20 protein-coding genes and 2 pseudogenes are annotated in these 25,642 nt (G+C 62.3%); 14 read left to right on the forward strand and 8 right to left on the reverse strand.

Annotated features, from left to right (window positions below; all coding sequences use genetic code 11):
* Positions 1-19: 19 nt before the first annotated feature.
* The 4 genes from ACZ1J6_RS23230 to ACZ1J6_RS23245 all read left to right on the forward strand — a co-directional run bounded on the left by ACZ1J6_RS23230 (position 20) and on the right by ACZ1J6_RS23245 (position 4,470).
* Positions 20-1,018 carry a DODA-type extradiol aromatic ring-opening family dioxygenase gene (locus tag ACZ1J6_RS23230; protein ID WP_465128668.1) on the forward strand — a complete coding sequence of 333 codons (999 nt, stop codon included), beginning with the start codon at positions 20-22 and terminating at the stop codon, positions 1,016-1,018.
* Positions 1,019-1,145: 127 nt separating this feature from the next.
* A complete protein-coding gene (locus ACZ1J6_RS23235; RefSeq protein WP_465128669.1) occupies positions 1,146-2,003 on the forward strand; it encodes an HpcH/HpaI aldolase family protein in 858 nt (285 codons plus the stop codon).
* A gap of 2 nt (positions 2,004-2,005) precedes the next feature.
* Complete coding sequence (locus tag ACZ1J6_RS23240) at positions 2,006-3,559, forward strand: acetolactate synthase large subunit (protein WP_465128670.1); 1,554 nt, start codon at positions 2,006-2,008, stop codon at positions 3,557-3,559.
* 17 nt (positions 3,560-3,576) lie between these two features.
* The gene (locus ACZ1J6_RS23245; protein ID WP_465128671.1) at positions 3,577-4,470 is read left to right on the forward strand and encodes a substrate-binding domain-containing protein; all 894 of its coding nucleotides are present in this window, start codon (positions 3,577-3,579) and stop codon (positions 4,468-4,470) included.
* Between the two features lie 56 nt (positions 4,471-4,526).
* Here ACZ1J6_RS23245 and ACZ1J6_RS23250 read toward each other — a convergent pair whose 3' ends face one another.
* The 5 genes and pseudogenes from ACZ1J6_RS23250 to ACZ1J6_RS23270 all read right to left on the reverse strand — a co-directional run.
* Positions 4,527-5,795: an MFS transporter gene (locus tag ACZ1J6_RS23250; RefSeq protein ID WP_465128672.1), complete on the reverse strand. Its 1,269-nt coding sequence runs from the start codon at positions 5,793-5,795 to the stop codon at positions 4,527-4,529.
* A 267-nt stretch (positions 5,796-6,062) separates the two neighbouring features.
* Entirely contained in the window at positions 6,063-6,299 is a 237-nt protein-coding gene (locus ACZ1J6_RS23255) for a hypothetical protein (protein WP_465128871.1), read from the reverse strand.
* A gap of 266 nt (positions 6,300-6,565) precedes the next feature.
* A complete protein-coding gene (locus ACZ1J6_RS23260; protein ID WP_465128837.1) occupies positions 6,566-7,288 on the reverse strand; it encodes a PDDEXK nuclease domain-containing protein in 723 nt (240 codons plus the stop codon).
* Positions 7,289-7,327: 39 nt separating this feature from the next.
* Positions 7,328-7,809, reverse strand: a pseudogene (locus ACZ1J6_RS23265) (DUF1016 N-terminal domain-containing protein).
* Positions 7,809-8,018, reverse strand: a pseudogene (locus tag ACZ1J6_RS23270) (transposase); the annotation flags it as partial. The pseudogenes ACZ1J6_RS23270 and ACZ1J6_RS23265, both read right to left, overlap by 1 nt.
* A gap of 318 nt (positions 8,019-8,336) precedes the next feature.
* Between ACZ1J6_RS23270 and ACZ1J6_RS23275 the strand changes: the two are divergent.
* Together ACZ1J6_RS23275 and ACZ1J6_RS23280 are read left to right on the forward strand one after the other, a co-directional pair.
* Positions 8,337-8,744 (forward strand): response regulator, encoded by a 408-nt coding sequence (locus ACZ1J6_RS23275; RefSeq protein ID WP_465128673.1) that lies wholly within the window; start codon positions 8,337-8,339, stop codon positions 8,742-8,744.
* Between the two features lie 643 nt (positions 8,745-9,387).
* Positions 9,388-9,678 (forward strand): helix-turn-helix domain-containing protein, encoded by a 291-nt coding sequence (locus ACZ1J6_RS23280; RefSeq protein WP_465128674.1) that lies wholly within the window; start codon positions 9,388-9,390, stop codon positions 9,676-9,678.
* A gap of 433 nt (positions 9,679-10,111) precedes the next feature.
* Here the strand turns inward: ACZ1J6_RS23280 and ACZ1J6_RS23285 are convergent, their stop codons facing one another.
* Together ACZ1J6_RS23285 and ACZ1J6_RS23290 are read right to left on the reverse strand one after the other, a co-directional pair.
* Positions 10,112-10,396 (reverse strand): hypothetical protein, encoded by a 285-nt coding sequence (locus ACZ1J6_RS23285; protein WP_465128675.1) that lies wholly within the window; start codon positions 10,394-10,396, stop codon positions 10,112-10,114.
* A 188-nt stretch (positions 10,397-10,584) separates the two neighbouring features.
* Positions 10,585-11,709: a Fic family protein gene (locus tag ACZ1J6_RS23290; protein WP_465128676.1), complete on the reverse strand. Its 1,125-nt coding sequence runs from the start codon at positions 11,707-11,709 to the stop codon at positions 10,585-10,587.
* An 830-nt stretch (positions 11,710-12,539) separates the two neighbouring features.
* On the opposite strand from ACZ1J6_RS23290, the gene rpiA reads away from it, so the two are divergent.
* From rpiA to ACZ1J6_RS23330, 8 genes are all read left to right on the forward strand, one after another.
* The gene (gene rpiA, locus ACZ1J6_RS23295; protein ID WP_465128677.1) at positions 12,540-13,250 is read left to right on the forward strand and encodes a ribose-5-phosphate isomerase RpiA; all 711 of its coding nucleotides are present in this window, start codon (positions 12,540-12,542) and stop codon (positions 13,248-13,250) included.
* Positions 13,235-13,906: a ribulose-phosphate 3-epimerase gene (gene rpe, locus ACZ1J6_RS23300; RefSeq protein ID WP_465128678.1), complete on the forward strand. Its 672-nt coding sequence runs from the start codon at positions 13,235-13,237 to the stop codon at positions 13,904-13,906. Before rpiA ends, rpe begins: the two co-directional genes overlap by 16 nt.
* A gap of 331 nt (positions 13,907-14,237) precedes the next feature.
* Positions 14,238-16,325, forward strand: a complete 2,088-nt coding sequence (tkt, locus tag ACZ1J6_RS23305) for a transketolase (RefSeq protein ID WP_465128679.1) — start codon at positions 14,238-14,240, stop codon at positions 16,323-16,325.
* Positions 16,322-19,096: a bifunctional transaldolase/phosoglucose isomerase gene (locus ACZ1J6_RS23310; protein WP_465128680.1), complete on the forward strand. Its 2,775-nt coding sequence runs from the start codon at positions 16,322-16,324 to the stop codon at positions 19,094-19,096. Before tkt ends, ACZ1J6_RS23310 begins: the two co-directional genes overlap by 4 nt.
* Before the next feature lie 15 nt (positions 19,097-19,111).
* A complete protein-coding gene (gene gnd, locus ACZ1J6_RS23315) occupies positions 19,112-20,092 on the forward strand; it encodes a phosphogluconate dehydrogenase (NAD(+)-dependent, decarboxylating) (protein WP_465128681.1) in 981 nt (326 codons plus the stop codon).
* Positions 20,089-21,555, forward strand: coding sequence for a glucose-6-phosphate dehydrogenase (gene zwf, locus ACZ1J6_RS23320; protein ID WP_465128682.1), 1,467 nt, complete (start codon positions 20,089-20,091; stop codon positions 21,553-21,555). The genes gnd and zwf overlap by 4 nt, the downstream gene beginning before the upstream one ends.
* A 4-nt stretch (positions 21,556-21,559) precedes the next feature.
* Entirely contained in the window at positions 21,560-22,402 is an 843-nt protein-coding gene (locus ACZ1J6_RS23325; protein ID WP_465128683.1) for a Cof-type HAD-IIB family hydrolase, read from the forward strand.
* An 81-nt stretch (positions 22,403-22,483) separates the two neighbouring features.
* On the forward strand, positions 22,484-23,773 hold the full coding sequence (locus ACZ1J6_RS23330; protein WP_465128684.1) for a glycoside hydrolase family 130 protein: 1,290 nt from the start codon (positions 22,484-22,486) through the stop codon (positions 23,771-23,773).
* A gap of 659 nt (positions 23,774-24,432) precedes the next feature.
* Here the strand turns inward: ACZ1J6_RS23330 and ACZ1J6_RS23335 are convergent.
* Positions 24,433-25,344, reverse strand: coding sequence for a LysR family transcriptional regulator (locus ACZ1J6_RS23335; protein ID WP_465128838.1), 912 nt, complete (start codon positions 25,342-25,344; stop codon positions 24,433-24,435).
* Positions 25,345-25,642: the final 298 nt, after the last annotated feature.

Consider the following 25,642-nt stretch of genomic DNA (forward strand, 5'->3'; position numbering starts at 1 on the left):
ATGATTGAAAGAGGATGTAATGGCGCAGATCGTATTCGGCATGGCCGTTCCGCACAGCGGAATGCTGGGTCAAGCCCCTGAGGACTGGCTGACCAATGGCGATCGCGACCGCAAGAACCCGGAGCTCTGGTATCAGGGTCGCACCTGGACCTATCCGGAACTGGAAGCCGAGCGCGGCGCCGCTTTCGCTCCGTTCCTGACGCTGGAAGAACGTACCGAACGGGCCGGCCGCTGCCGGGCCGCGCTGGACGAGATGGCCGAGGCTTACAAGCGCGCCAAGGTCGATGTTGCCATCGTACTGGGAAAGGACCAGAAGGAAATCTGGCCCGGCCAGTCGCCCTCGATCACCATCTACACCGGTGAAGACGTCCACAATGGCCCGCCGCAGCGCCCGGTCTATGCGCCCGACCACCATGTGGTGCATCAGGCCTATCCGGACTTCGCGACGTATCTGATCAAGACCTTCCAGGACCACAACTTCGATCTGAACGACCTGCAAAAGTGGCCGCAAAACACCTGGATGGAATCGCGGCAGGGTTATGCGCCGGACTACCCTGTGGTCCCGCATGCCTACAGCTTCGTCTACCATCAGATCATGGGCGACGACGTGCCGCGCCACGTGCCGGTGCTGTTCAACCTGTTCTATCCGCCGACGCAGCCCTCCATGGCGCGCTGCATCGAATTCGGCCGCGTGCTGCGCGATGCAATCGAGGCCTGGCCGGAAGACGTGCGCGTAGCAGTGATCGCTTCGGGCGGTCTGTCGCACTTCGTCAATGACGAGGAGTTCGACCGCGACGTGATGGAAAAGCTGGCGAGCTACGATTACGAAGGCCTCGCCGCGATCCCTGACGGTTACTACCAGTCGGGCACGAGCGAGGTGAAGATCTACTCGATCGTGATGATGGCTCTCCAGCACACCGGCGCGAAGATGACCTTGGTGGACTACGTGCCTTGCTGGCGTACCGAAGCCGGAACCGGCGAGGGCATGGGCTTCATGTACTGGCAGCCTGAAGAGTGAGTTGCGAACCGGCCCGTCTTTCCTGAAGGCGGGCCGGTTTTCGATGGCGGCGGTCGCCGGATCAATCGGGTGCGACCGTCCGGGAAGAGGTACGGGCAGAGCAAGCCCGAAAGGAAAGATCCAAGCAATGACCCAGACGCGCCTCAACGGCATCATCCGTGCTCTCGAAGCCGGCAAGCCCGTTTTCACCTGCTTCTCGAAGGTCGACAAGCTGACCGCGCAGGAACTGACCGATGCCCCCTATGACGGCATCGTCTTCGAGATGGAGCACAACCCCTACGACGTCGCCGCGCTGGGCGATGCGCTCCAGTATATGCTCAATCGCAAGAAGATCGCCGAGAGCGGCTCGGTTGCGCCTGCGGTCACGCCAATCGCCCGCATCCCGGCGAACGGCGGCGAGATGAACCAGTTCCAAGCCAAGCAAGTGCTGGATCGCGGCGTCTACGGCGTGATCACTCCGCACGTTTCGACCGTGGAGCAGGCTTACAACATGGTCGCCTCCGCCCGCTATGCGAAGCCGACCGGCGCCGCGCTCTATGAGCCCAAGGGCATTCGCGGCGACGGTCCGGCCACTGCCGCGCGCTACTGGGGTCTCTCGCAGCCTGATTACTACGCCAAGGCCGACGTCTGGCCGCTGGCACCGCATGGCGAACTCCTGGTCGGCATGATGTGCGAGAGCCCCGAGGCGATCGAGAACCTGAACGACATTCTCGCCAATGTCCCCGGCATCGGCCTGGTGCTGATCGGCGAGGGCGATCTGTCGCAGGCCCTCGGCTACCCGCGCCAGTACGACCATCCCGAAGTGGTAAGCGCGATGAACAGGATCGTCGAGGTCTGCAAGAAGCACAACGTCGTCGTCGGGAACCCGCACACCAATGCCAAGAACGTCGAGCGCCTGATCGGTGAGGGCTATCGCTTCCTGATGTCCGCGCCGACGCGTAGCTACGGCGTCGTCGGGCAGGGCCGCGAACTGGCGGGGTACTGATCATGGCCAACGGTGCAGAAACCCTCGTCAACACGCTGGTCGACAACGGTGTGGAGGTTTGCTTCGCGAACCCCGGCACTTCGGAAATGCACTTCCTGGCGGCGCTCGACAATCCGCGCATGAAGTCGGTGCTGTGCCTTTACGAAGGCGTCTGCACCGGCGCGGCGGATGGCTGGTACCGGATGAAGGACGTGCCGGCATCCACGCTGCTGCACTTGGGCCCGGGTCTCGCCAACGGCCTGTCCAACATCCACAACGCCAAGCGCGCCTCGTCCGGCATGGTCAACGTCGTCGGCGAACATTCGGCGTCGCACCTGAAGTACGATCCGCCGCTGACGTCGGACATCGAAGGCCTTGCTCGCCCGCTCAGCCACTGGGTGCGCCGTGCCGAGTCCGCGACGACGATTGCTTGGGACACCGCCACCGCCTGCGCCAAGGCCAGCGAACATCCCGGCCAGATCGCCACGTTGATCCTGCCGGGTGACACTGCATGGAAGGACGCCGGAATGCCGGTCGTGCCGCAGGGCCTGACCCGCGCTCGCTCAGCACCGGATCAGGCGCGCGTGGATGAAGTGGCGCGCGTGCTGCGCTCGGGCGAACCGACGCTGCTGATCCTTGGCAACAAGGCCACGCGCGGCCGCGCGCTGGACCTCGCCGGCGCGGTTGCAGCCGGCACCGGCTGCCGCCTCGGCTCGCAGTTCTTCACCGCGCGGATCGAGCGCGGCGCGGGCCGCACGCCGCTGGAACGCATTCCCTACGCGGTGCCGCTGGGGCAGGCCTTTCTCAAGGACTTCAAGCACATCGTGACTTTGGAGACCAAGGAACCGGTGGCGTTCTTCGCCTATCCTGACAAGCCCAGCCTGCTGAAGGCGCCGGGCACCGTGGTCCACTCGCTAGTCGCGGATGACGAGGACAGTGCGCTCGGCCTGGAAATGCTGATCGACGCGCTGGGCCTGAAGGGCGCCGCGCCGCTGGTGCAGGAACGGATCGAGGCGGGCGTGCCCAGCGGCGCGCTCAACCCCGAAAGCATCGCCCAGGCCCTTTCGGCAGCGCTGCCGGAGAACGCGATCCTCGTCGACGAGTCGCTCACCACTGGCCGCCAGACCATGGGCCTGACAATGGGCGCGCGTCCGCACGACCTCATCAACAACATGGGCGGATCGATCGGCTACGGCACCCCCGTCGCCACCGGCGCGTCGATGGCCTGCCCGGACCGGCGGACCTTCTGCATGGTGGGTGATGGCAGCGCCATGTACACGATCCAGTCGCTCTGGACGCAGGCGCGCGAAGGGCTGCCGATCACCACGATCATCTTCGCGAACAATCAGTACGCGATCCTCAAGGCCGAATACACGAATATGGGGGCGGGCCAGCAGCCCGGCCCTCAGGCCATGGCGATGATCGATATCGACCGTCCGACCATCGACTGGGTGGCCATGGCAAAGTCCATGGGCGTGCCCGGTGTGCAGGTCGACAATGCCGAAGACTTCCACAAGGCGATGGCACGCTCCACCGAGATGGACGGCCCCTGCCTGATCGAAGTCAAACTTTACTGATCGGGAGAAGGATCACCATGACCACCACCGACGTCCTGACACTCAGGGCAAACGTACAGGATTATCCGCAGACCAAGGCGCTAAAGGACGGGCGGGTTTCGTCCGATATCGTCAGCCTCGATTTCTGCGGACCGGAAAAGGCGCACAACGGCTTCAAGGCCATGCTGCGCGAGAATGCCTTCGATTGCGGCGAACTGGCCATCGTCACCTGCCTGCAGGCGAAGATCTACGGCAAGCCTTTCGTGCTGCTGCCGGTGCCGATCTCGGGCCGTTTCCAGCACCACTGCGCGGGCTTCAACCGTGACCTCGGCCATCTCGACCCCAAGGATATCGAGGGCAAGCAGGTCGGCGTGCGGACCTATGCGCAGACCACCGGCCTGTGGGTGCGCGGCGTGCTCCAGCATGAATATGGCGTCGATCTCGACAAGGTGACGTGGATGACCGTGGGTGACGGTCACCTGCTGGAATACACCGATCCAGCCAACTGCGTGCGCCTGCCCAAGGGTTCGGACATCGGCCAGATGATGCTCGACGGCGAACTGGCGGCGACGCTGCAGGGCGTCGATCTGCCCAAGGACCCGCGCGTGGAACGGCTGATCCCCGATCCCTTCAACGCTGCCAAGGACTGGTTCGCGCGGGAAGGCGTGGTGCCGATCAACCACATGTTCGTGGTGCATCAGGACCTGACCAGGAGCCGCCCCGATGTTGTGCGGGAACTTTACCGTATGGTGGTGGAGAGCCGCGACCTGACCGAAGGCGGTCTGCCCGATCCGTTCCCGCCGGTGGGGCTGGAAGCCAATCGCAAGGGGATCGAACTGGCCATCGACTGGGCTTTCGAGCAGAAGATCATCCCCCGTAAGATCACTGTCGACGAGCTGTTCGATGATGTGACGGCAAGCCTGGGGGCCTGACGCCGAAGGACCTGACGAAAAGGGGGCCGGGCAGATTGCTCGGCCCCTTTTTGCGTTTAGCTGACGGGCGCGCGTGCCGGTTCGTGATCGAAGCTGTCGGCGTTGCGTAGGGCTGGGAACCACCGCGGCCAGAGCGCGACCACTGCCAGTGTGCCCACTCCGCCCAGCACTACCGCCGTGACTGGGCCGACCGCGGCGGCGAGGAAGCCGCTCTCCGCCTCTCCTAGTTCGTTCGAGGCCGAAACGAACAGCGAGGAGATAGCCCCGACCCTTCCGCGCATCTCGTCCGGCGTGGCGATCTGCATCAGCGACTGGCGCACAGAGACCGAGATCATGTCGGCCGCGCCGAGGATCGCCATGCAAACGAGCGAGAGCAGCAGTGATCGGGACAGGCCGAAGATGATCGTTGCGATGCCGAATATCGCGACTGAAGCAAGCATCTTGATGCCCACTTGTCCCTGAAGCGGCCGCCACGAAAGCCAGAGACCTGAGGCCAACGCTCCGATGGCAGGCGCCGCCCGCAAATTCCCGAGGCCCGCCGGGCCGACATGGAGAATGTCGCGCGCATAGACGGGGAGCAACGCGGTTGCGCCGCCCAGCAACACGGCAATGAGGTCGAGGCTTATCGCGCCGAGCACTAACTTGTGGCGGATGACGAACGTGAGCCCGTCCATCATCTGTCGCAGCGGATGACGATTGCGGTCGAACGGTTGTCGTTCCATCCCCCGAATGGCGAAGAGAGCGCAGGACGACAGCAGCAAGAGCGCTGCGCTCAGCGCGAAAGCCAGATAAGGAGCAACGGCATAGGCATAGCCGCCCAGTACCGGCCCGAGGATGGCGCCGATGCGTCCTGCTACTGCATTCGCGGCGACTGCGCGAGGCAGTAATGCGCGGGGCACCGTATTAGGCGCGAGCGCAGTGATGGCGGGGCGATAGACGGCGCGGGTAACCCCGGTAAGCGTGGCGATCAGGAAGTAGACTATCAGGGTTCCCCTGCCGTCATGGACCAGCCATGCCAGGAGAGCCGCTCCGGCGAGCTGCGCCACGCAGGACCAGCCGGCCATGAGCCTTCGGTCATAGCGGTCCGCCATCCAGCCGGTCAGCGGCGTGAGCACGAACATCGGCACGAACTGAACGAGCCCGATCAGCCCGAGCTGGAGAGCAGCTTCCCGCACGTCCATGGACCGCCGCGCGACATCGTAAACGAGCCAGCCCAGCGCGATCACCAGGCTGCTCTGCGATAGCATGGAGGCCATACGCGCGATCCAGAACAGGCGAAAGTTGCGATAGGAAAAGGCGCTGCGCCCGAGATGCATGTTGCTCATGAAATCATCCAGTCCGTCTTCGGCCGATCGTGTCCACCGTGATTTTTGGCCGCGACTGCGGTCCCTATGGCAAGCGATCTAGGTAGCCCTATCGAAGGCGTGGAGCGGGCGATAGGTTTACGATGCACGCGAGCAGTTGCGGCGATTGTGCTCATTGGCAGAAACAATCCGATTACCGAATTGAATTAAATAAATCTACGTTTAATTGCAGAAATCTGGCGTATTCATCCGGGTGGCGCCAGTCGGCTACGATATATTATGAATAAATTATCGGGAGGAAGTGTCGGACTGCAAATGCTCGCAGATGCCGGACAGATCGACGAACCTGTCATTCGATCGCAGCAGATGGCCTGCGAGCACGTGCCGTTCCACGTTGAAGCTGTAAAACAGCGCCTCCTGCGATATCGTCGACTTGCCCGACATCGACCTGTGTCCGTCCTGATAGAACAGTGAATCAAACACGCAGGCTACTTCAAGCCAGAGTTTTTCAATATTATCTCTCATTTGTGGCCGTTCATCGTGGCTGGCCTTTAGATGATCGAATGGCCGCTTCGCAGAAGCTCACAGGAGGTGTTGAATGACGGCTTTGTCGGCGAAGGCTGAGCTACGACAGGCGGCGGCCAGCAGGCCGCGACCTAATCCTCGCCGTTCCGAGTTGGCTTCCTGATTGTCCGCCTCGCGCCTTTCGGAGTGGATCCGTCGTGGACTGGCTTACGTTTTGCAGAATCAGTTCATTCCGGCGTATCTAATCGTTCCTGCTAGCCTCCCCGTTATGTGGATGTGCGATAAGCTCGGATATCAAACAGGAAGCGATTGGCAGTCGCTGAGGCTCGTTCGGCCTCTTCTGCCGGGATGTCGATCACGTGCGCGGCCTTGTTGAGACTGCTGACGATGCCGATGAAATCTTTCGTGGAGGGCAGATCGCGCACCCCTTCGTTTAGACGCACCATTTCGCTTAATACTAGTGGACGGTCGCTTTCGACGCCGTCGCCCTCGATCAGAGCGCGCAGTTCGCGCCCTATATCGATGCGGAGCTTGACGAGCGTCATCATTGGAAATTCTCGGGCCAGGTCTTCGGCGGTTGGCAGCGCAGCCTGAAGGGGGGCAGGGAGGGCCGCCGACAGCTTGTAATCCGCAACTCCCATCGGTTTAATGGAATCCCGCAACGCATATTCTACTACGGCGGCGTTCTTGCCTTGGCATAAAATGATACCAATTGTTGGTGCGTCGTCGGCATGCCGCAGAAGGTCATCTACTGCCGAGAGGTAGAAGTTCATTTTGCCTGCAAACTCAGGCTTGAACTCTTCAATTTTCAGCTCGACCACCACGAAGCATCGCAGCTGCAAATCGTAGAAGAGGAGATCAAGGTAATAATCCTGTTCTGCAACCTCGAGATGGTATTGGCTCCCTACGAATGCGAAGCCTTTGCCGAGTTCGAGAAAGAGCGACCGCAGGTGATCGAGCAGGCTGCGATCCAGTTCTTGCTCGGAGATGTTCGCGCCAAGACCTAGGAATTCAAAACTGTAGGGATCCTACATGAGCGCCTGTGCCAAATCCGACTGTGGAGCTGGTAGCGTTCTTGCAAAGTTAGTGATGGCCTTGCCCTGCCGAGCGAAAAGATCGCTGCGGATCTGGTGGGCGAGGACGTTTCGGCTCCAGCCGTTTTCCCGCGCTTGCTTGGCATACCAGATACGCTGATCGGATACCTTGATAGCCTCCATGAGCGTGATCGCATGGCCCCATGGCAATTGTGCAATGACCTGTTGCACGATTTCGGTATCGGGAACGCCTCGGCCAATGCGCGCATATATTTAAGGTTGTGAGGCGAGAAGCCGGTCATTTCCGGAAAGTCGCGCTTCAGGTCCACCGACAGACGATCGACGATCTTTGCGCCCCAACCGGAAACTCCCTGACGCTCGAATATATCGCGGCCGATCCCCCAATAGAGCAAGATCAGCTCCTCGTTGACAGCAACCGCTGCCCGCAGCCGTGCGGTGCGGATCCGAAGCTTCATTTGGGAAGGAGCCTCCAGGCGCAGCCGCTTGCCGCAATGCAAAGCAAGGCATTCACCACTTCGCGCATGTCCGTGGTGCGACGCCGACCTCCGCGCGTGGCTGGCGGGATAAACGGCGCGGCCAATTCCCACTCCCTGGCCGTCATATCGCTGGAATAGCGCAACCCTTTCCGGCTATGCTCCTGCTGGGCAATACCAGTCCATGCCATCGATCACTCCATCTCTCGCAGGACGGCGTGAATCACAACATGCTGGCATTGCTTAACAAATTTCGGGATGGCTCTTACAGTTAACAGAGACGCCCAGACGCGGCGAAACGTTCTTAATTCGGCTTAAGCGGACATTGAAGATGCCGGATGGCACACCATCTCACGACCGCGAAATAAAAGGCCAAGGACGCTGATAAGAAGTTGAGCTATTCGAAGGGCGTGTGCTGATACGCACAGAATCGGAACCGAAACGGCGGCGTGCGTTCATAGGCGAAGAAGCGGTGCACGAAACCGGAGAGATAAAGGTGCGGCGGGATAATGCTAGGTGGTGATGTGAAGCACGAAAGGGTTAAGCGTTCCAGTCGCTGGGATATGAAGCCTGCTATATTGATTGTCGACGACGCCCCGTTCGTAGCTCTCGATCTGGAAGACGCCGCAGTGGCTGCCGGTTTCAGGGTCATTGGGCCGTGCGGATCTGTTTCTGCAACGTTAGGGGAAGTCAATCGCTGGACGCCTGCTTGCGCCATTCTGGATGTGCAACTTGCCGACGGCCCGGTCTTCCCTGTCGCGGATTTTCTACAAGACGCGGGGGTTCCTCTCATATTTCACTCTGGCACTTCGGCCGGCGATGAGCTGTTGGACCGCTATCCCGGCGCGCGGTTTTGCGCCAAACCCAGTCAGCCCGCGGATTTGATGAATTTCGTGCGACAAGCTGTCGATTTATGACCGGGTGCAAGTCTCATAACGCTCGGAGCAACGGCGCGCTCGGTGGTTCGGCGCTCCGTCATGAGGAGCAGGCGACCGGTGGCTTGGCCGTTTGTTCTTGCTACAGGTATCTACCCCGATGTCGTGCGTGAGCCTCAGGCGGCATGCAGCTCGCCTGTGAATAAGCGCAGGCGTGGGCATGGTTCGCCCCTTAACGGCGGACGGCCCGGCGCGGTCATTATCTCTCGCTCGAAACAGCCTATCAAAGAGATCGGATACCGACGCGCCCCGAAATCCGGAGCGGAACGCTCGTGTAACCGTGGAAAGCGCAAATCTTGCGGGATCCTTGTCTCAGCCCGGCGGCGTATGCTGAACATACCTGTCCGCGATTAATGAGCTCTTTGCAGTGTTCCTGCAACGCCTTCATCGCCGAAATCAGTCTCTTGCGCGCCGGCCCCCAACGAGGAAGTGCAAGCGGTAGTTGTCCATCTAACCTCATTGAGTCGCGCCCTCAGGTAACAAACCAGTCACCGCTCGAGGCATTCGCTTTGAGTCAGGCTAGATCGTGTCCCAGGACGTGGTGTAGCTGAAGGCTGAGGTGGTCACCGTGATTTCGGGTAGGTTTGGGTTGCGAAGCTCCAACCTGACGAAAGGAATCACGATGATGTCGCCAGGCTATTTCATCAAGGCGTTTAGCAGCACAGTGGGCATAGCGCCTTATGCCTGGTTGATTGAGCAGAGGCTTGCCATGGCATGTTCCTTGATCGACAGTTCCGTTTTCCCACTGGCGCAAATCGCGCTCGATTGTGGGTTTTTCCGACCAAAGCCACTTAACGCGAACATTCGTGAAGCGACGGGGGATGACGCCGGCGCGTTGGCGACAATGGCGGCGAGAGGAGCAGTTAGCTCTTTCGGATCGGTGATCTTGCGCGCGCAAATTGAGGCGTACAACTAAATGGGCGCCCGTCGCATGCATCCATGTCATCGCCTTGGCGGAACACCCACTACCGCTGCCCCGAACACTCTGGCCGCCAGCGTATGTTGTAGGCTGGTGCAGGCATTTGAAGATACTCGGTTTATCCGCATTGGAGGCGCTGATGTGAGGTGTGGAGCGGCAGCTATGTCGGCTGAGCAGGGCAGGGGGTATCGGCAGGTCGCGACCCTTTGCGGACTCTCGCCACCTCGTTTCACCTCCCTGGGTGCGGACGGTCCGCTATCCCGGCAGGTGCCGACCAGGCCCGGTCGTTCTTCGCTCGCCGGAGGAACGGCGAGATTCACTGCTAGCGGTCATTCGCCCGCCGATGATTGATGGGGTCAGTCAACGTCCAGTTCCAGGCGAGTGATCTCCGCTCCGGAAAGGCCGACATGGGTGGATTGCGGACCTAGCCCTACAGGACTTTGCCCTGTCGGTAAGCAACCTTTGCGTTGCCTTGCGCCTTGGTTCCGCGTTCCGTGATCGACACAGCCGGTATATGGTCGAGGCGCGTCATGAGAATGCCGATGAAGCCGGAAACAGCTCGCTGGACGCCACTGGTTTCGACGTGAATTGCAAGAGCATTAGGATCGGTGCCGTAATTTCGCACGACAGCGTCCTCTCCGAAAATGCGTCGTGCGGCCTCGCGAATGAAGGAAGCCTGCTCTTGGGTAAGTTCACATGGCATCTGTGGCGGCATTGGTGGTTTAGCGGGAGGCATAACCACTTCTTAGTGCCCCGCAGCAATGTCCGCAAAGGGCGCTTGGCCGCCATTCCCACCGAGTGCACGTAGGGGCCATTCAGCGCCCGACCTTTGTCGGTCGTTCGGCCGGTGATTTCCGATTCCAAGTGCAGCCCGCCCGGTTTGCGGGTCTCGCTTGATAGAACTCAGGCGCTACGATTCGAAATTTTGACCTCATCTACGAGCGAGTAGCCAGCGCTGCGTCCACCGGCGGAATCCTTCTGCAGAATGCCTCTTCGAACCAGATCATTGATGTCGCGAAGAGCCGTGTCGGAGGATGTCTTGGTCATCGCTGCCCACTTGGCATTGGTCAGTTTGCCCTCGAAACCGTTTAGGACACGATTGAGAACCTTTTGCTGTCGGTCATTGAGAGACTGGCCCACCATTGAATCCCAAAACCTCGCCTTGCGCATGACGTTGGCCAAAATCGACTCAGCCCTATCGAAAGCACGATCGAGGCAGTCAATGAACCAGAGCAGCCACCCCGTAATGTCCAGCCCGCCTCTCTGCGTCGTTTCCAGCATGTCATAATACGTCTTCCGCTCAGCACGGATCTGAGCCGACATGCTATAGAAGCGTTGCGCCGTTCCTTCCGCACGCGCTAGCGCAAGATCAGCAATCGCGCGCGCGATGCGTCCGTTCCCATCATCAAACGGATGGATCGTTACGAACCACAAGTGCGCAACGCCGGCCTTCAAAACGGGATCGAGCCTGGCAGTCTCGAACCACGCAAGGAAGCGGGACATCTCCCGATCCATCAAATCCGATGATGGAGCTTGGTAGTGTATGCGCTCACGGCCAATCGGCCCGGAGACGACCTGCATCGCGCCACCTTCAATACCTCGCCAGGCACCTACCGTAATGCGGCTCATCCCGCTTCGTCCCGTAGGGAATAGGGCCGCATGCCAGTCGAAAAGGCGCTCAGCGGTCAGAGGTTGAGCATAATTCTGGGTCGCATCCAGCATCATTTCCACGACGCCGTCGACATCACGATCCACTTCGACCAGTCCGCCGATCTCCATTCCGAGCCGGCGGGCGATAGAGGAGCGCACTTGCTCCCTGTCAAGAATCTCTCCTTCAATCTCGCTGGATTTGAGGACATCCTCGGTAAGCGCATGAAGCACAGCTTCTTCACGCAGAGGAAAGCCCAATGCCTCCATATGCCCGATCAATCGCCCTTGCCGGTGACGCACGGCAGCAAGTGGTTGAAAGAGTTCTGGCTCGTTCCAGATTAGGTTCGGCCAGTCTGTCAGTTCATGGATATAGGGCACAAACACCGCTCCTTATGCGGTGAATATATTCATCATTCACTGCATAGCGCAACGATATTCGCCGCGAAATATGCGGCGAACATAGGATCAATCACCGCATCCGAGAGCGCAGATTGAATGGTTGCACATCGTTCACGAACGGCGAACTCACCGTCCTGCCGGCGGAAGCCGTCGAGGTGCCAGCAGTCCCGTCGTCACCCAACAGCGGCATTCTCAGCCTGACGCTTCCCGGAACGTCGGACGTACTGAGCGGGAAGGGAAGCTCGTCGATTGCTTTTGTCGGTATCACACCCGAAGGCTCGAACGAGCTTGCTAACGGTCACCTAAACTTTGAGGGCGACATCATCCAGGCCAGCAGCAACTTCAAAACTTTGGAATCGAACAAATCCCCATGTTTGTGGACTGGGCTGCTGCCAAGTCTTCCATTCGAGATAGGTCGTCCTATCCACTCACCGAGGTTTCGGAGCGGCACGCTCCCGTGCAAACAAGCCACTGACTGAGGTTCTGTACTCTCGATGGATTGGGCGGCACGGGCGGCTCCTCCCATAAGGTCGTGACTGATTGAGGCTATGCATGAAGTGCATGCATCGAAGTTTGCAGGTTCCAGTAGCGGCTCACGAATATGGCCGCTAATCCCACGTCCGGCTCAGGTCCATCAACAAATTGGTGAACCGACGGCAGCTATCAGGGAGCCGAGATGACGTGGTCTATGTCGGCTTCGTCGGCGGGACCTGAAAGTTCGCGTTTCTGGAGGAGTTATCGCCCGGCAATGACGCGAGCCCCTCCGCCGACCTAGGCAGCCGTTATGCGCTATGCGCGTTTGAGGTGGGATGGACCTGCGTGATTCTGATGACGAGAAACGAGCTGCAGCTCAGGCGGCGGTGGGCGAAGTCGCTGACGGGATGATGGTCGGGCTTGGCACGGGTAGCACCGTCGCCTTTGCGATCGCGGCGTTGGCGCGGCGCTGCCGGGAAGGGCTTTCGGTTCGGGTAGTCGCGACCTCGCTGCGCACCGAGCACGCTGCCAAGGCTTCAGGCATCGAGGTACTGGATTTCAGCACGGTGTCGCATGTCGACCTTGCCATAGACGGTGTGGATCAGATTGACCCACGCCTGTGTGCGATCAAGGGTGCGGGCGGTGCGATGCTGCGCGAGAAGATCGTGGCGCAAGCCGCCGCCCGCATGATTGCAATCTGCGATGCCAGCAAGCATGTGTCCCGCTTGCCGCCGGGGCCATTGCCTGTCGAGATTCTACCGTTCGCCCAGGCTTTCGTAACGAACCAGATCGAATGCTTGGGTGCCACAGCAAACCTGCGCGGGATCGAGGCAGGCAAACCCTACCGGACCGACCAGGATAATCTCGTGCTCGACTGCACTGCGCCCGCTGGCTTCGATCTCGAGGCCTTCGCGATCCACTTGCAGGCCATCCCCGGGATCATGGGGCACGGTTTCTTCGCAAACGAAATAGACGCCGTCTACCTGGCCGAGGGTGATCGCGTGCGACTTTTGGAAAGGCCGGCACCTGCATGGCCCGGGACATAAAAATCGCGCCCTCCGTGCTCGCCGCCGATTTCACGCGGCTGGGCGAGGAAGTACGGGCTGTCGACCGCGCGGGCGCGGACTGGATACACGTGGACATCATGGATGGCCTTTTCGTGCCGGAAATCTCGATCGAGCCGACAGTCGTCGAAGCGATCAGGTGCTCCACCCAAAAGCCGCTCAACGTGCACCTGATGGTGGTGGAGCCTGAGCGTACGATCGAGCGCTACGCCAAGGCCGGCGCTGACCATATTCTCATCCAGTCGGAGCCGGGCTCGACCGTTCACCTCCACCGGGTCTTGAGTCAGGTTCGCGAACTGGGCAGTCAGCCCGGCGTTGTCGTAGACCCGGCGACACCGATCGCCTGGATCGAGCAAGTACTGCACCTCGTCGGCGTGGTCCTGGTGATGACGGTTAACCCCGGATTCGGCGGCCAACGGTTCCTGCCCGAGATGCTTCCTAAGATCGCCGACCTGAGCCGCCTTTGCCGGGAACGCGGCCTTGATCCGCACATCGAGGTAGATGGCGGGCAGGACCCGCTGACCGTGCGCAAAACGATCGAGGCCGGCGCGGATGTCATCGTCGCCGTCACGGCGATCTTCGGTGCCGATGACTACGGGCAGGCCGTCGCTTCCCTCAGGCTCGCCGCCGCCGGTTAAGGCCCGGAATCCTTTTCTGAAGCGTTTTAGACATTCCAGAAACAATAGGCGCCCGCTGCCGTTATGGAGGTGCATCACGGAGTCCACGATGGCCACCGAACCCGGATCGGACGCAAGACCCGCCCTCCCGTCACGAGAGATGACTCGGCCACATAGGGCGAGCCCTTGAAAACCTTGTCATGGTTATCGCATCGCTGGCGGCCGGACATAAGTTCTGTTCCGCCCGCGGCGAGGGCTGCCCGGCGCAGCCACTGCCCATGTGCGGGAGCGCGCCGGACGGTGCTGCATTAGCGATACGTAATTGCTCTGAAATAGCTGACAGGAGAGCCTCATGGCCAGCCTAGACACGCGCACTCTCGCCTCGGATGCCGACGCCAGACGGCAGGCGATCGATACGATCCGCACTCTGGCGATGGACGCAGTCCAGAAAGCGAACTCCGGCCATCCGGGTACGCCCATGGCCATGGCGCCGGTCGGCTATACCCTATGGCGCGACTTTCTGCGGTATGATCCGGCCGCGCCCGATTGGCCCAACCGCGACCGTTTCGTGCTTTCGATCGGCCATGCCTCGATGCTGCTCTACGCCCTGCTCCACCTCGCTGGGGTTGAGGAGATCGACGCAGATGGGCGCAAGACCGGCCAGCTGGCGGTCAGCCTCGACGATATCCGGCAGTTCCGCCAGCTGGGCTCCAAGACGCCGGGCCATCCCGAATACCGCATGACCACCGGTATCGAGACGACGACAGGCCCGCTGGGCCAGGGCGTCGCCAACGCGGTAGGCATGGCGATCGCTGAGCGCGCGCTTGCCGCGCGCTTCAATCGGCCCGGCTTCACGCTGTTCGACCACGACGTCTACGCGATGTGCGGCGACGGTGACATGATGGAAGGTATCTCGGCCGAAGCGGCCTCGCTCGCCGGGCACTTGCGCCTGTCGAACCTATGCTGGATCTACGATGACAACAGCATCTCGATCGAGGGGTCGACCCAGATCGCCTTCACCGAAGACGTCGGCAAGCGCTTCGCCGCTTATGGCTGGGCCGTCCTCGAAGTGGCGGATGCTAACGACACCGCCGCCGTCGCCAGTGCGCTCGAGACCTTCCGCGCAACCGACGACCGCCCCACGCTTATCATCGTGCGGTCCGTGATCGGCTGGGGTTCGCCCCGGGCCGGCAGCGAGAAGGCGCACGGAGAGGCGCTCGGCGAAGAGAACGTACGCCTCACCAAGAAGGCCTATGGCTGGCCTGAGGATTCCTCGTTCCTGGTGCCCGACGGTGTCTCCGATACCTTCCGCGCCGCCCTTGACGCTAACGGGGGCAAGGCGCGACGGGAGTGGGACGCCCTGTTCGATCGCTATCGCGACCAGTTCCCTGAACTCGCGGGCGAACTCGACGACTTGCGTTCCGGCAAGGCGGCAGGGGGTTGGGACAAGGATATCCCCGTGTTCGAAACCGACGCCAAGGGCATCGCCTCGCGCGATAGTGGCGGCAAGGTGCTCAACGCCATCGCCCCGCACATCCCGCTGCTGATAGGGGGCGCCGCCGACCTCGCCCCTTCCACCAAGACCAACCTGACGTTCCAGGGCGCGGGCACTTTCGAGGCCGACACGCCGGGCGGACGCAATATGCACTTCGGGGTGCGCGAACACGCCATGGGCGCGATCGCGAACGGCATGGCCCTGTCCTACCTGCGCTCCTACACGGCGACGTTCCTCGTCTTCGCCGACTACATGCGCACGCCGATCCGGCTGGCGGCGATCATGGAATTGCCGACCATCTTCGTCTTCACCCACGACTCGATCGGCGTCGGAGAGGATGGCCCCACCCACCAGCCGATCGAGCATCTTGCCACCTTGCGGGCGATACCGGGCCTCAACACGATCCGCCCTGGCGACGCCAACGAAGTGGCCGAAGCGTGGAAGGTGGCAGTGGAATCCACGCACGAACCGACGGTGCTTGTCCTCTCCCGCCAGGCCTTGCCCACGCTCGACCGCTCGCGCCTCGCCGGTGCCGACGGACTGCGGCGCGGGGCCTATGTGTTGGCGGACGCGGCTGACGGCGATCCCGAGGTCATCCTCATCGCCACCGGCAGCGAAGTTTCGCTGGCACTGGACGCGCATGATCGGCTGGCGGCGGACGGGGTGCGCTCGCGAGTGGTCTCGATGCCGAGCTGGCATGCGTTCGAGAAGCAGGACGATGCCTACCGGGTCAGCGTATTCCCACGCTCGGTGCGGGCACGGCTCGCGATCGAACAGGCCGGCTCGCTGGGCTGGGACCGCTATGTCGGGTTCGACGGGGCGACCATCACCATGTCGACCTTCGGTGCTTCCGCGCCGCTCGCCAAACTTCAGGCCAAGTACGGGTTCACGGTCGACAACGCCGTGAAAATGGCTCGTGAACTCATCGGAAAGACCGCGTCATGACTAGTCGTCTCGCAGAACTGAACGCCGCCGGGCAAGCAGTCTGGCTCGATTTCATCGAACGAGACTTCATAGCCAGCGGTGGCCTTGCCAAGCTGATCGACGAGGACGCCCTGACCGGAGTCACCTCCAACCCTTCGATCTTCGAAAAGGCACTGGCCGGCCGCGCCGTCGACGATGGGGACTGTAGCACCAGCGCCATCTACGAAAGCGAGGCGATCCCCGACATCCGCAGCGCGGCGGATCTGCTCAGACCGGTCTATGATCGTCTCGACACGCGCGACGGCTTCGTGAGCCTCGAAGTCTCGCCTTACGCGGCGAACAACACGGAAGTCACGATTTCAGAGGCGCGGCGGCTCTGGGACGTGGTCGCCCGGCCGAACCTGATGGTCAAGGTTCCGGGCACGCCCGCCGGGGTTCCCGCGATCCGGCAGCTGATCGAGGACGGCATCAACGTCAACGTGACGCTGCTGTTCTCGATCGACGCTTACGAGCAGGTGGCCGAGGCCTATCTCACCGGCCTCGAAGCGCGCGTCGCCAAGGGTGAGCCGATAGATCGCATCGCCAGTGTCGCCAGCTTCTTCGTGAGCCGCATCGACACGCAGATCGACAAGGCCATCGACGAGCGGATCGGCAACAACGATGCCGAAAGCGATCGGCTCGAGGCGCTGCGCGGCAAAGTGGCGATCGCCAATGCCAAGCTGGCCTACCAGAGCTTTATCGCCACCTCTATCTCCCCGCGGTGGCAGGCGCTGGCGGCCAAGGGCGCGAAGCCGCAGCGGCTGCTCTGGGCCTCGACCGGGACCAAGGACGCGGCCTACCCAGACACGCTCTACATCGATAGCCTGATCGGGCCCGATACGGTCAACACCATGCCGCCCAAGACGATGGATGGCTTCCGCGACCACGGCACCACCGCGCAGACGCTCACCGCCGATGTCGATGCCGCAAAGCAAGTGCTGGCCGACGCCGACGCGCTCGGGCTGGACCTGCCGGGCGTCACCGAAATTCTGCTCACCGAAGGGTTGGCGTCATTCGCCGACTCGTTCGACAAAATACTCGGCAGCGTGGCGTCCGGGCGCACCAAATGGTTCGGCGACAAGCTGAACGCGATGACCGAGCGGCTGCCCGATACACTCGCCAGCGCCGTGGAGGCGCGTCTGGAGACGGCGCGCGAGGCAGGGTGGTCGCGCGGGCTATGGGCAGGCGATGCGTCGATCTGGACCGGGGGCGACGAGGGCAAATGGCTCGGCTGGCTGGCTGCGGGCGAAGGCAAGCAGGTGGACTTCGCGCAGCTGTCGGACCTTGCCGAGGCCGCGCGCGGCTTCAAGGACGCCGTACTGCTGGGCATGGGTGGATCGAGCCTGGGGCCAGAAGTGCTCTCGCGCGTGCTCGGCTCGGCGCCGGGATATCCCCGGCTCCACGTCCTCGACACCACCGACCCGGAGCAGATCGGCGCAGTCGCCGCGCAGATCGATCCGAAGGAGACGCTGTTCATCGTCTCGTCCAAGTCCGGCTCGACGATGGAGCCCGAACTGCTGCGCGCTTACTTCTTCGCCGCCTCGGGCGAGCAGGCCGATCACTTCGTCGCCGTCACCGATCCCGGTTCCAAGCTGGAGGCACTGGCGGGCGAAGCTGGGTTCCGCCAAGTGTTCCACGGCGATCCGGCGATCGGTGGGCGCTATTCGGTCCTCTCGGTGTTCGGCATGGCTCCGGCGGCCGCGACCGGTATCGACGTGAAAGCGCTGTTCGCCGCGACCCGGCCGATGGTCCTGGCCTGCGGCGAGGACGTGCCGCCCGCCGCCAATCCTGGGCTGCGTCTCGGCGCGATCCTGGGCGAAGCGGCGCTGGCGGGCAGGGACAAGCTGACCATCGTGCCCTCGGCCGGGCTGGAGCCGTTCGGCTCGTGGCTGGAGCAGTTGATTGCCGAATCCACCGGCAAGCAGGGCAGGGGCATCGTGCCCGTGGACCTGGAGCCGCTGGGCCCACCCGAAGTCTACGGCACCGACCGCATGTTCGCGCACCTGCACCTCGCGGGCGACCAGGATCCCGATCTCGAGGCCAGGCTCGATGCGCTTGCGGCGGCCGGGCACCCGGTCATCGCGATTACCGTGCCTGATCGCCTGCAGATGGCGCAGGAGTTCTTCCGCTGGGAGATCGCCACCGCCGTCGCCGGGGCAGTAATCGGCATCGATCCCTTCGACCAGCCGGATGTCGAGGACGCCAAGATCGCAACCCGCAAGCTGGTCGACGCCTACGAGCAATCGGGCGCGCTCGAACCCGAGACGCCCGTATGGGAGGACGACACCGTCGCTGTATTCGCACCTGCCGGTACCACCTTTGACGAGACAAGCCTTGCCGGTGTCCTTGCAGGCCATCTGGCGCAGCTCAAAGTCGGCAGCTACCTCGGCATCCTCGCCTATATCGAGCGGGACGCCGACAACGAGGCGGCGCTTGGCCGGATGCGCACGGCGGTGCGTGATGCCAGGAGGGTCGCCACGGTCAGCGGCTTCGGGCCGCGGTTCCTGCACTCGACCGGGCAAGCCTACAAGGGCGGCCCGGCCACCGGGACGTTCATCGAAGTCACCCGAATGCCCAGCCGCGACCTTGCCGTGCCGGGGCGGAAGGCCAGCTTCGGCACCGTGCAACTGGCGCAGGCGCGCGGTGATTTCGACGTGCTCGTTGAGCGCGGACAGCGGGCGCTGCGCGTTCATCTCAAGACCGGAGACGTGTCGGCGCTGGACGCCGCGCTGGTCTCGGCCGCGACTCTCTAGGAAGGATCACCAAGTATGCGTATCGCCATGATCGGCCTGGGCCGAATGGGAGCCAACATCGCCCGCCGCCTGATGCGCGGAGGCCACGAGATCGTCGCCTTCGACCGCAACGAACCCGCCGTCGCCGAACTGGCGGGAGAGGGGGCGATAGCCGCCAGCTCGGTGTCCGACATCATCGGCAAGTTCGACGGCGGCCCCCGCATCTTCTGGATCATGCTCCCCGCGGGCGCGCCGACCGAAGACACGATCACCCAGCTGATGGATCTTGCCTCGCCGGGTGACATCCTCATCGACGGCGGCAACAGCTTCTACAAGGACGACATCCGCCGCGCCAAGGCCTGCCGCGAGAAGGACCTGCACTACGTCGACGTTGGCACCTCGGGCGGCGTCTGGGGGCTCGAGCGCGGGTACTGCATGATGATCGGCGGCGACAAGGAGACGGTCGACCTGCTCGATCCGATCTTCGACACCATGGCGCCCGGCTACGGCACGATCCCATGCACCGACGGGCGTGATGCGACCGACGACCGCGCCGAGCGGGGCTATATCCATGCAGGGCCAGCGGGAGCGGGCCACTTCGTCAAAATGGTTCACAACGGCATCGAATACGGCCTCATGCAGGCCTATGCCGAGGGGTTTGACGTGCTCAAGGGCCGCGCTTCCAACAAACTGCCCGAGGATGAGCGGTTCGACATAAGCCTCCCCGACGTCGCGGAGGTCTGGCGGCGGGGCAGCGTCATCTCGTCCTGGCTGCTCGACCTCACCGCCATCGGTCTTGCCAAGGATCCCATGCTTGAGCAGTTCACCGGCCGCGTCGCGGATTCCGGCGAAGGCCATTGGACGATCGATGCCGCGATGGAGGAGGCGGTGCCAGTCTACGTGCTGTCTGCCGCGCTGTTCGCGCGCTACCGTAGCCGCGTCGACACGACCTTCGGCGACAAGCTGCTGTCAGCCATGCGCTTCGGCTTCGGCGGCCACGTCGAGATGCCGCAGTGACGGACGGCAAGGGGCCGGCGGTGGCACCGGCGGCCACGCTCGTCATCTTCGGCGCGATGGGCGACCTCGCCCGGCGCCTGCTCGTGCCCTCTATTTTCAACCTCGTGCGCGATGGCTTGATCCCCGAAGATTTCGCAGTCTTGGGCGTGAGCCACCACGATGCCGACGACGAGAAGCTGCGCGGCGAGCTGGAGTCCTTCATCCCGGAGGAGGAGCGCGGCGGTGATGCCTGGCAATCGCTCCGGCGCCGGATCGGCTACCTGCAGGGAGACTTCGAACAGGACACGACTTATGCCGAGTTGGCGAAGCGGGTGAGCGGCAACGCGGTGTTCTATCTCGCCACCGCGCCGCAGTTCTTCGGTCCCGCGGTGGAGAAACTGGCGGCAGCCAAGGTGCTGGACGAGGACGAAGGCTTCCGCAGGGTCCTGGTGGAAAAGCCGTTCGGCCGTGATCTTGCTTCTGCGCGGGATCTCAATGCCAGGTTGCTTGCCTGCATTCCCGAGGGCCAGATCTACCGGGTCGATCATTTCCTGGGCAAGGAGACGGTCCAGAACATCATGGTCGCGCGTTTCGGCAATCACCTGTTCGAAGCGATCTGGAACAACCGCTATATCGACCATGTCCAGATCACTGCGGCCGAGACCGTCTCGATCGACACGCGCGGCAAGTTCTACGACGCCACCGGCGCCCTGCGCGACATGGTGCCCAACCACCTGTTCCAGCTCCTTGCGATGGTGGCGATGGAGCCGCCCAACTCGTTTGATGCCGAAGCGGTGCGCAACGAAAAGGGGAAAGTCCTGGCGGCGGTGCGCGGTCCGCGCGCCGCCGAGGTGGAGACCTATGCCGTGCGGGGCCGGTACGTGGCGGGGCGCGCAGGCGACAAGGATGTGCCGGACTACCTGAACGAAGCCGATGTCGCCTCCGGCAGCTGCACCGAGACTTATGCGGCGGTGAAAGTGGAGATCGATTCCTGGCGCTGGGTCGGGGTGCCGTTCTACCTGCGCACCGGCAAGGCGATGACGGCGCGTGACACCGAGATCGTCCTGCAGTTCAAGCCGGTGGCGTTCGCCCTTTTCCGCGACACCGACGTCGGCCAGCTACCGCCCAATCGGCTGGTCCTGCAGATCCAGCCGCAGGAGGGCATGTCGCTCCGCTTCCTTGCCAAGAAGCCCGGACCGCTGGTCGATACCGCCGAAGTCAGCATGGACTTCGCCTATGCCGATGCCTTCTCCATGGGTCATCGCACCGGATACGAGACGCTGCTCTACGATGCCTTCATCGGCGACCAGACGCTGTTCCAACGGGCGGACATGATCGAGGCAGGCTGGGCTGCGATGGAGCCGGTGCTCGAAAGCTGGCAGACAGCCGGACAGCCCGAGGATTACGAAGCGGGCAGCGATGGGCCTGCCGGCGCCGAAACCTTGCTGGCGCGCGACGGCCGGCACTGGAACTCCCTGGGATGAGCATATGATCCGCCTCCTCGTTTCCGACATCGACGGCACACTCGTCCGCACCGACAAGTCACTGGCACCAGCCACCGTTGCTGCGGCGCGCAAGTTGGTTGCGGCGGGGGTGCCGATGAGTCTCATCAGCGCCCGTCCGCCGTCTGGCATCGGGTGGATCGCGGAGGAAATCGGCCTCCCGGGACCGTTCGGTGCATTCAACGGCGGCACCGTGTTCATGCGCGACGGTACGGTCGTCGAGCGCCATGGCCTGGAGCCCGAAGTCGCGCGCCGGGTCATCGAACTGGTGCGCAAAGCCGGGATCACCTGCTGGGTCTTTGCCGATGGATTGTGGTATTCGAACAGGGCGGACGACCCCTACAACCTGCGCGAGGTCAAGGCGGCCAACGTCCAGCCGGTCATCACGCAGGATTTCACCGCGCTGCTTGGCCGCGTCGACAAGATCGTCGGTGTCAGCCCCGACGATCATTGTCTGACGGCGCTGGCCGAAGCTGCCAGGGAGTTCGCAGGCGTCCGCGCCACCATCGCTCGCTCGCAGACCTATTACCTCGACGTAACCGCCCCGCAGGCGAACAAGGGCGACGGCGTCAGCCGCATCGCCGCGGCTTTTGGGGTGCCACCCGAAGATGTGGCGGTGCTCGGCGATCAGGCCAACGACCTGCCGATGTTCTCGCGCGCCGGTCTTTCCATCGCCATGGGGCAAGCCACCGACGAGGTGAAGGCCCATGCCGACCACGTGACGGCGAGCAGCGACGATGATGGCGTCGCCCAAGCGATCGAAGCGCTGCTGAATGGAGACTACGCCGCTCGCGGCGCAGCGTCACTGGAACGTCGCGCTCCAGGATAGCACGGGCCTATCCGAACTTTGTCGCCGCTGCCGCGTTCGTTTCGCGAGGCGCGGCATGTCGTTGCCATGGGAGACACGGGCATGGAAGCTGCGCAGGTATTCACCAAGCTCGACCTGGAACTCAGGCCCGATCCCTCCCGAACGGTGGTCCGGCCGTTCTCCTTTAATTATCCGCCAGCCTTCGCCGAAGGCCGCCCGCCCCGCCCGCACGTCGTCGTTCAACGCATCCTCTCATTGGATGACGGCGTGCGCGAGCGGATGTTCGACTTCATCGCGGGTCCCATGCGCGAACGCCACCGCAACGTCGAGGGCACGTTCCTGCGCCACTTGGAGGCCCTTGGTGACGAACTGGGCGACCTGAGCGGCGTCAGCGAACGCGATCGCCTGCTCATCGGCGCCTATTTCAGCCAGGAATACGCCTTCGAATCCGCCGCACTCTTCAACCCGAGCATCGTGCGTATGCCCGGAAAAAACGAGGTTGGAGGCAGCGGCATTCGGTTCCTGCTCTCGCTGCGGGGCATCGGCGAAGGGCATATATCCTCGGTTACGTTTCGTACCGGCACTTGGGAGGGCGGTGAGGCCCTGACCATCGATCCACCCAGCGAATACAGCGTCCCGCCCCGGATCGAGAGCGACCACGAAGGCTGGGTCCGCCTCTTGTGCGACGACAGCCAGGATATCTCGGAAACCGTCATCTTCCCCGTCCTGCCATCCCAACGCCAGGGCGTGGAGGACCTGCGGATGGTCAATTTCACCGACGATGACGGCAGCGAACTCGTGATCGGCACCTATACCGCCTATGACGGGCTCAACGCCTGGCAGGAAATGATGCGCGGCGTCGATCTTCGCACCTTCGAGATGCGCCCCCTGGCCGGCGCCATGACGGGCTATAAGGGCATGGCGCTGTTCCCGCGCCGGATCGACGGCCAGTTTGTGATGCTCGGCCGGCAGGACAGCGAAAACATCTGGCTCCTGCGCTCCGACGACCTGTACGTCTGGAAAGAGGGCTCCATCATCATGGCTCCGCAGTTCCCGTGGGAGTTCGTGCAGCTAGGGAACTGCGGATCGCCGATCGAGATCGAGGAAGGCTGGCTCGTCTTCACCCATGGGGTCGGCATGGTGCGCGGTTACTGCATAGGTGCGTGCCTGCTCGACAAGGCAGATCCCTCTCGTGTGCTGGCCCGCACCAGCGCGCCCCTCATTTTCCCTAGCGCCGAGCAGCACGGCGGCTACGTTCCCAACGTAACATACAGCTGCGGGGCACTGGTACACGAAAGACGAGTGCTTTTACCCTATGGCGTCGGCGATGAGTCCACATGTTTTGCCGTCGCAGATCTCGATGATTTGCTGGGCGCAATGGTCCAAATCTAACGTCGTATGCGCAGCTCGCGCGCAGTCGTAGATGCACGCGGCTGCTCCGGGAAGAGCCATGGGCGAAATTGACCGCGCTCAGTGTCTCGGCCTTCCACCGGCACTTCAAAGCCTTGGCAGCGCTCAGCGCGCTTTAATATACCAGAAGCAGTTACGCTTCGCGTTTGACCGCCGACAAGCGGCCAGTCCGAAAAGCCCCCTTTCTGCCATCATACGATGCCGGTCAGGCAAACGATGAATGGTCAGCCCGTGTCAAAAAGCTGCTGCGCTATCGCTCAAAACGGTAGAGATGTCGCATCTACAGGCGATGATCGGCCGGCCGAAATCGGAAACCTGATTTTAGCTTGGGAATGACCGTTATGAGGGCGCACATCGCGGGCTGGGGAGGGCGGTAGTGGCAGGTCGCGACCAGCTCAAGACATTCAGTGTGCGGGTGCGAACGGTCTAATTTGACAAAAGCCGCCTTTCGCTCCTCTGACAGCAGCCAGTCGGTGAGGGCCCTTATTGTCGTCATCCGGAACATGAGCAGGCCCCAATACTGGACGTCGCTGCCTGCCGCATGAGATAAACCTCAAAACCACGATGGCCACGATTTCTCGCGCGTCCGCGCAAACTGGGTGCTTGGGGCAATCCCAATTTAAAAATTAAGCGAACCATGGTCATCTCGCTAGAGGTGTACCACCGCAAAGCTCATGAATTATTCCACGAAGCCAGCGATGGGCGGCATCGTTCTCGAAACGAGGATGCCAGGCCTGACGCAATGTCACTGGGGGCAAGTCGAGCGGGATGGGAAATGCACGCATTCCTGTGGGTAGGTGCTGGTCGCCCAGCAGATAGAGATCGGGTAGTGGCAGCAGCAATTCGCTTCCTGGCAGCAGCAGCAGTGCCGTCGAGAAGGTCGGGGCGGTCAGCGCGATCCTGCGGCGCAGATTGAGAGCTGCGAGCGACGCATCGATCGGGCCGCTCAACCTGCCGCGACGCGAGACGACGATCTGATCGACCGCCGCGAAACGTTCCGCCGTTATTTCGTTGGCAAAGATCGCATGTCCTTCCCGCGCGATTGCGACGATTGCCGTCTTTAGCAGTGCCTGAACCCGCACTTCCGGATCGAGCGCATTGGTCGCACCGATGAACAGATCAATATGGCCTTCGCGCAAGGCATCATCGTCATCGCCGACCTCCGGCGCAAAACGAACAGTCACACCGGGTGCCGTTTCTCTCAGACGCAGGGCGAGTTGCGCACCGAAAGCGACGATGAAGCTATCGTTGGCGCGGATGGTAAAACAGCGGCGGAGAGTTGCTATCGCGCGTTCGCCCGCCGGCTGCATGAACCCAAGCGCCTGGTTCACCAGACTGTGGATCGGATCGCGTAGCTCCAGCGCGCGAGGGGTCGGCACCATTTTTCGCCCCGCGAGAACGAGGATCGGATCGCCGAGTACCACGCGTATGCGGGCTAGTGTGCGGCTCATTGCCGGCGCACTCAGGTTCATGCGCCGCGCTGCGCCGACGACACTCTCCTCCATAAGCAGGGCGTCGAGAGCAATCAGCAGGTTGAGATCGGGATATTCCACGTCAGGCCGTCCAGTCATGACGCCTGACGCAATGCCGAGCGCTATTGTTGAATGTTCCTGCCCGGAATTCGCGTAATCGACGAGAGGCAATTTCTGCTTCCTTCCAAAAATGCCAAGACGGACAAGTATCCGATTTTGCAGGGTTTCGCGCTCTCGACCAGTGCGTCTGGTGCATTCATGAAGTGCAGCGCAGTCGATTTCTGAGCAGCATTTGCAGCGGTATCGAACTCGCCACCGTTCGAAGACGTGCGAGACTTGCCATGCCAATTGACCGATTTCTCGTTTTGCGCAGCGTATC

This window comes from Novosphingobium sp. BL-S-21 (genome assembly GCF_055521655.1).

Coding starts and splice junctions, on each gene's coding strand:
- ACZ1J6_RS23275 (WP_465128673.1), top strand. CDS start 8,337: ATGCTAGGTGGTGATGTGAAGCACGAAAGGGTTAAGCGTTCCAGTCGC.
- ACZ1J6_RS23325 (WP_465128683.1), top strand. CDS start 21,560: ATGATCCGCCTCCTCGTTTCCGACATCGACGGCACACTCGTCCGCACC.
- gnd (WP_465128681.1), top strand. CDS start 19,112: ATGCGTATCGCCATGATCGGCCTGGGCCGAATGGGAGCCAACATCGCC.
- ACZ1J6_RS23240 (WP_465128670.1), top strand. CDS start 2,006: ATGGCCAACGGTGCAGAAACCCTCGTCAACACGCTGGTCGACAACGGT.
- ACZ1J6_RS23285 (WP_465128675.1), bottom strand. CDS start 10,396: ATGCCGCCACAGATGCCATGTGAACTTACCCAAGAGCAGGCTTCCTTC.
- ACZ1J6_RS23235 (WP_465128669.1), top strand. CDS start 1,146: ATGACCCAGACGCGCCTCAACGGCATCATCCGTGCTCTCGAAGCCGGC.
- ACZ1J6_RS23245 (WP_465128671.1), top strand. CDS start 3,577: ATGACCACCACCGACGTCCTGACACTCAGGGCAAACGTACAGGATTAT.
- ACZ1J6_RS23250 (WP_465128672.1), bottom strand. CDS start 5,795: ATGAGCAACATGCATCTCGGGCGCAGCGCCTTTTCCTATCGCAACTTT.
- ACZ1J6_RS23230 (WP_465128668.1), top strand. CDS start 20: ATGGCGCAGATCGTATTCGGCATGGCCGTTCCGCACAGCGGAATGCTG.
- ACZ1J6_RS23330 (WP_465128684.1), top strand. CDS start 22,484: ATGGAAGCTGCGCAGGTATTCACCAAGCTCGACCTGGAACTCAGGCCC.
- ACZ1J6_RS23255 (WP_465128871.1), bottom strand. CDS start 6,299: ATGAGAGATAATATTGAAAAACTCTGGCTTGAAGTAGCCTGCGTGTTT.
- ACZ1J6_RS23280 (WP_465128674.1), top strand. CDS start 9,388: ATGTCGCCAGGCTATTTCATCAAGGCGTTTAGCAGCACAGTGGGCATA.
- rpe (WP_465128678.1), top strand. CDS start 13,235: ATGGCCCGGGACATAAAAATCGCGCCCTCCGTGCTCGCCGCCGATTTC.
- tkt (WP_465128679.1), top strand. CDS start 14,238: ATGGCCAGCCTAGACACGCGCACTCTCGCCTCGGATGCCGACGCCAGA.
- ACZ1J6_RS23310 (WP_465128680.1), top strand. CDS start 16,322: ATGACTAGTCGTCTCGCAGAACTGAACGCCGCCGGGCAAGCAGTCTGG.
- rpiA (WP_465128677.1), top strand. CDS start 12,540: ATGGACCTGCGTGATTCTGATGACGAGAAACGAGCTGCAGCTCAGGCG.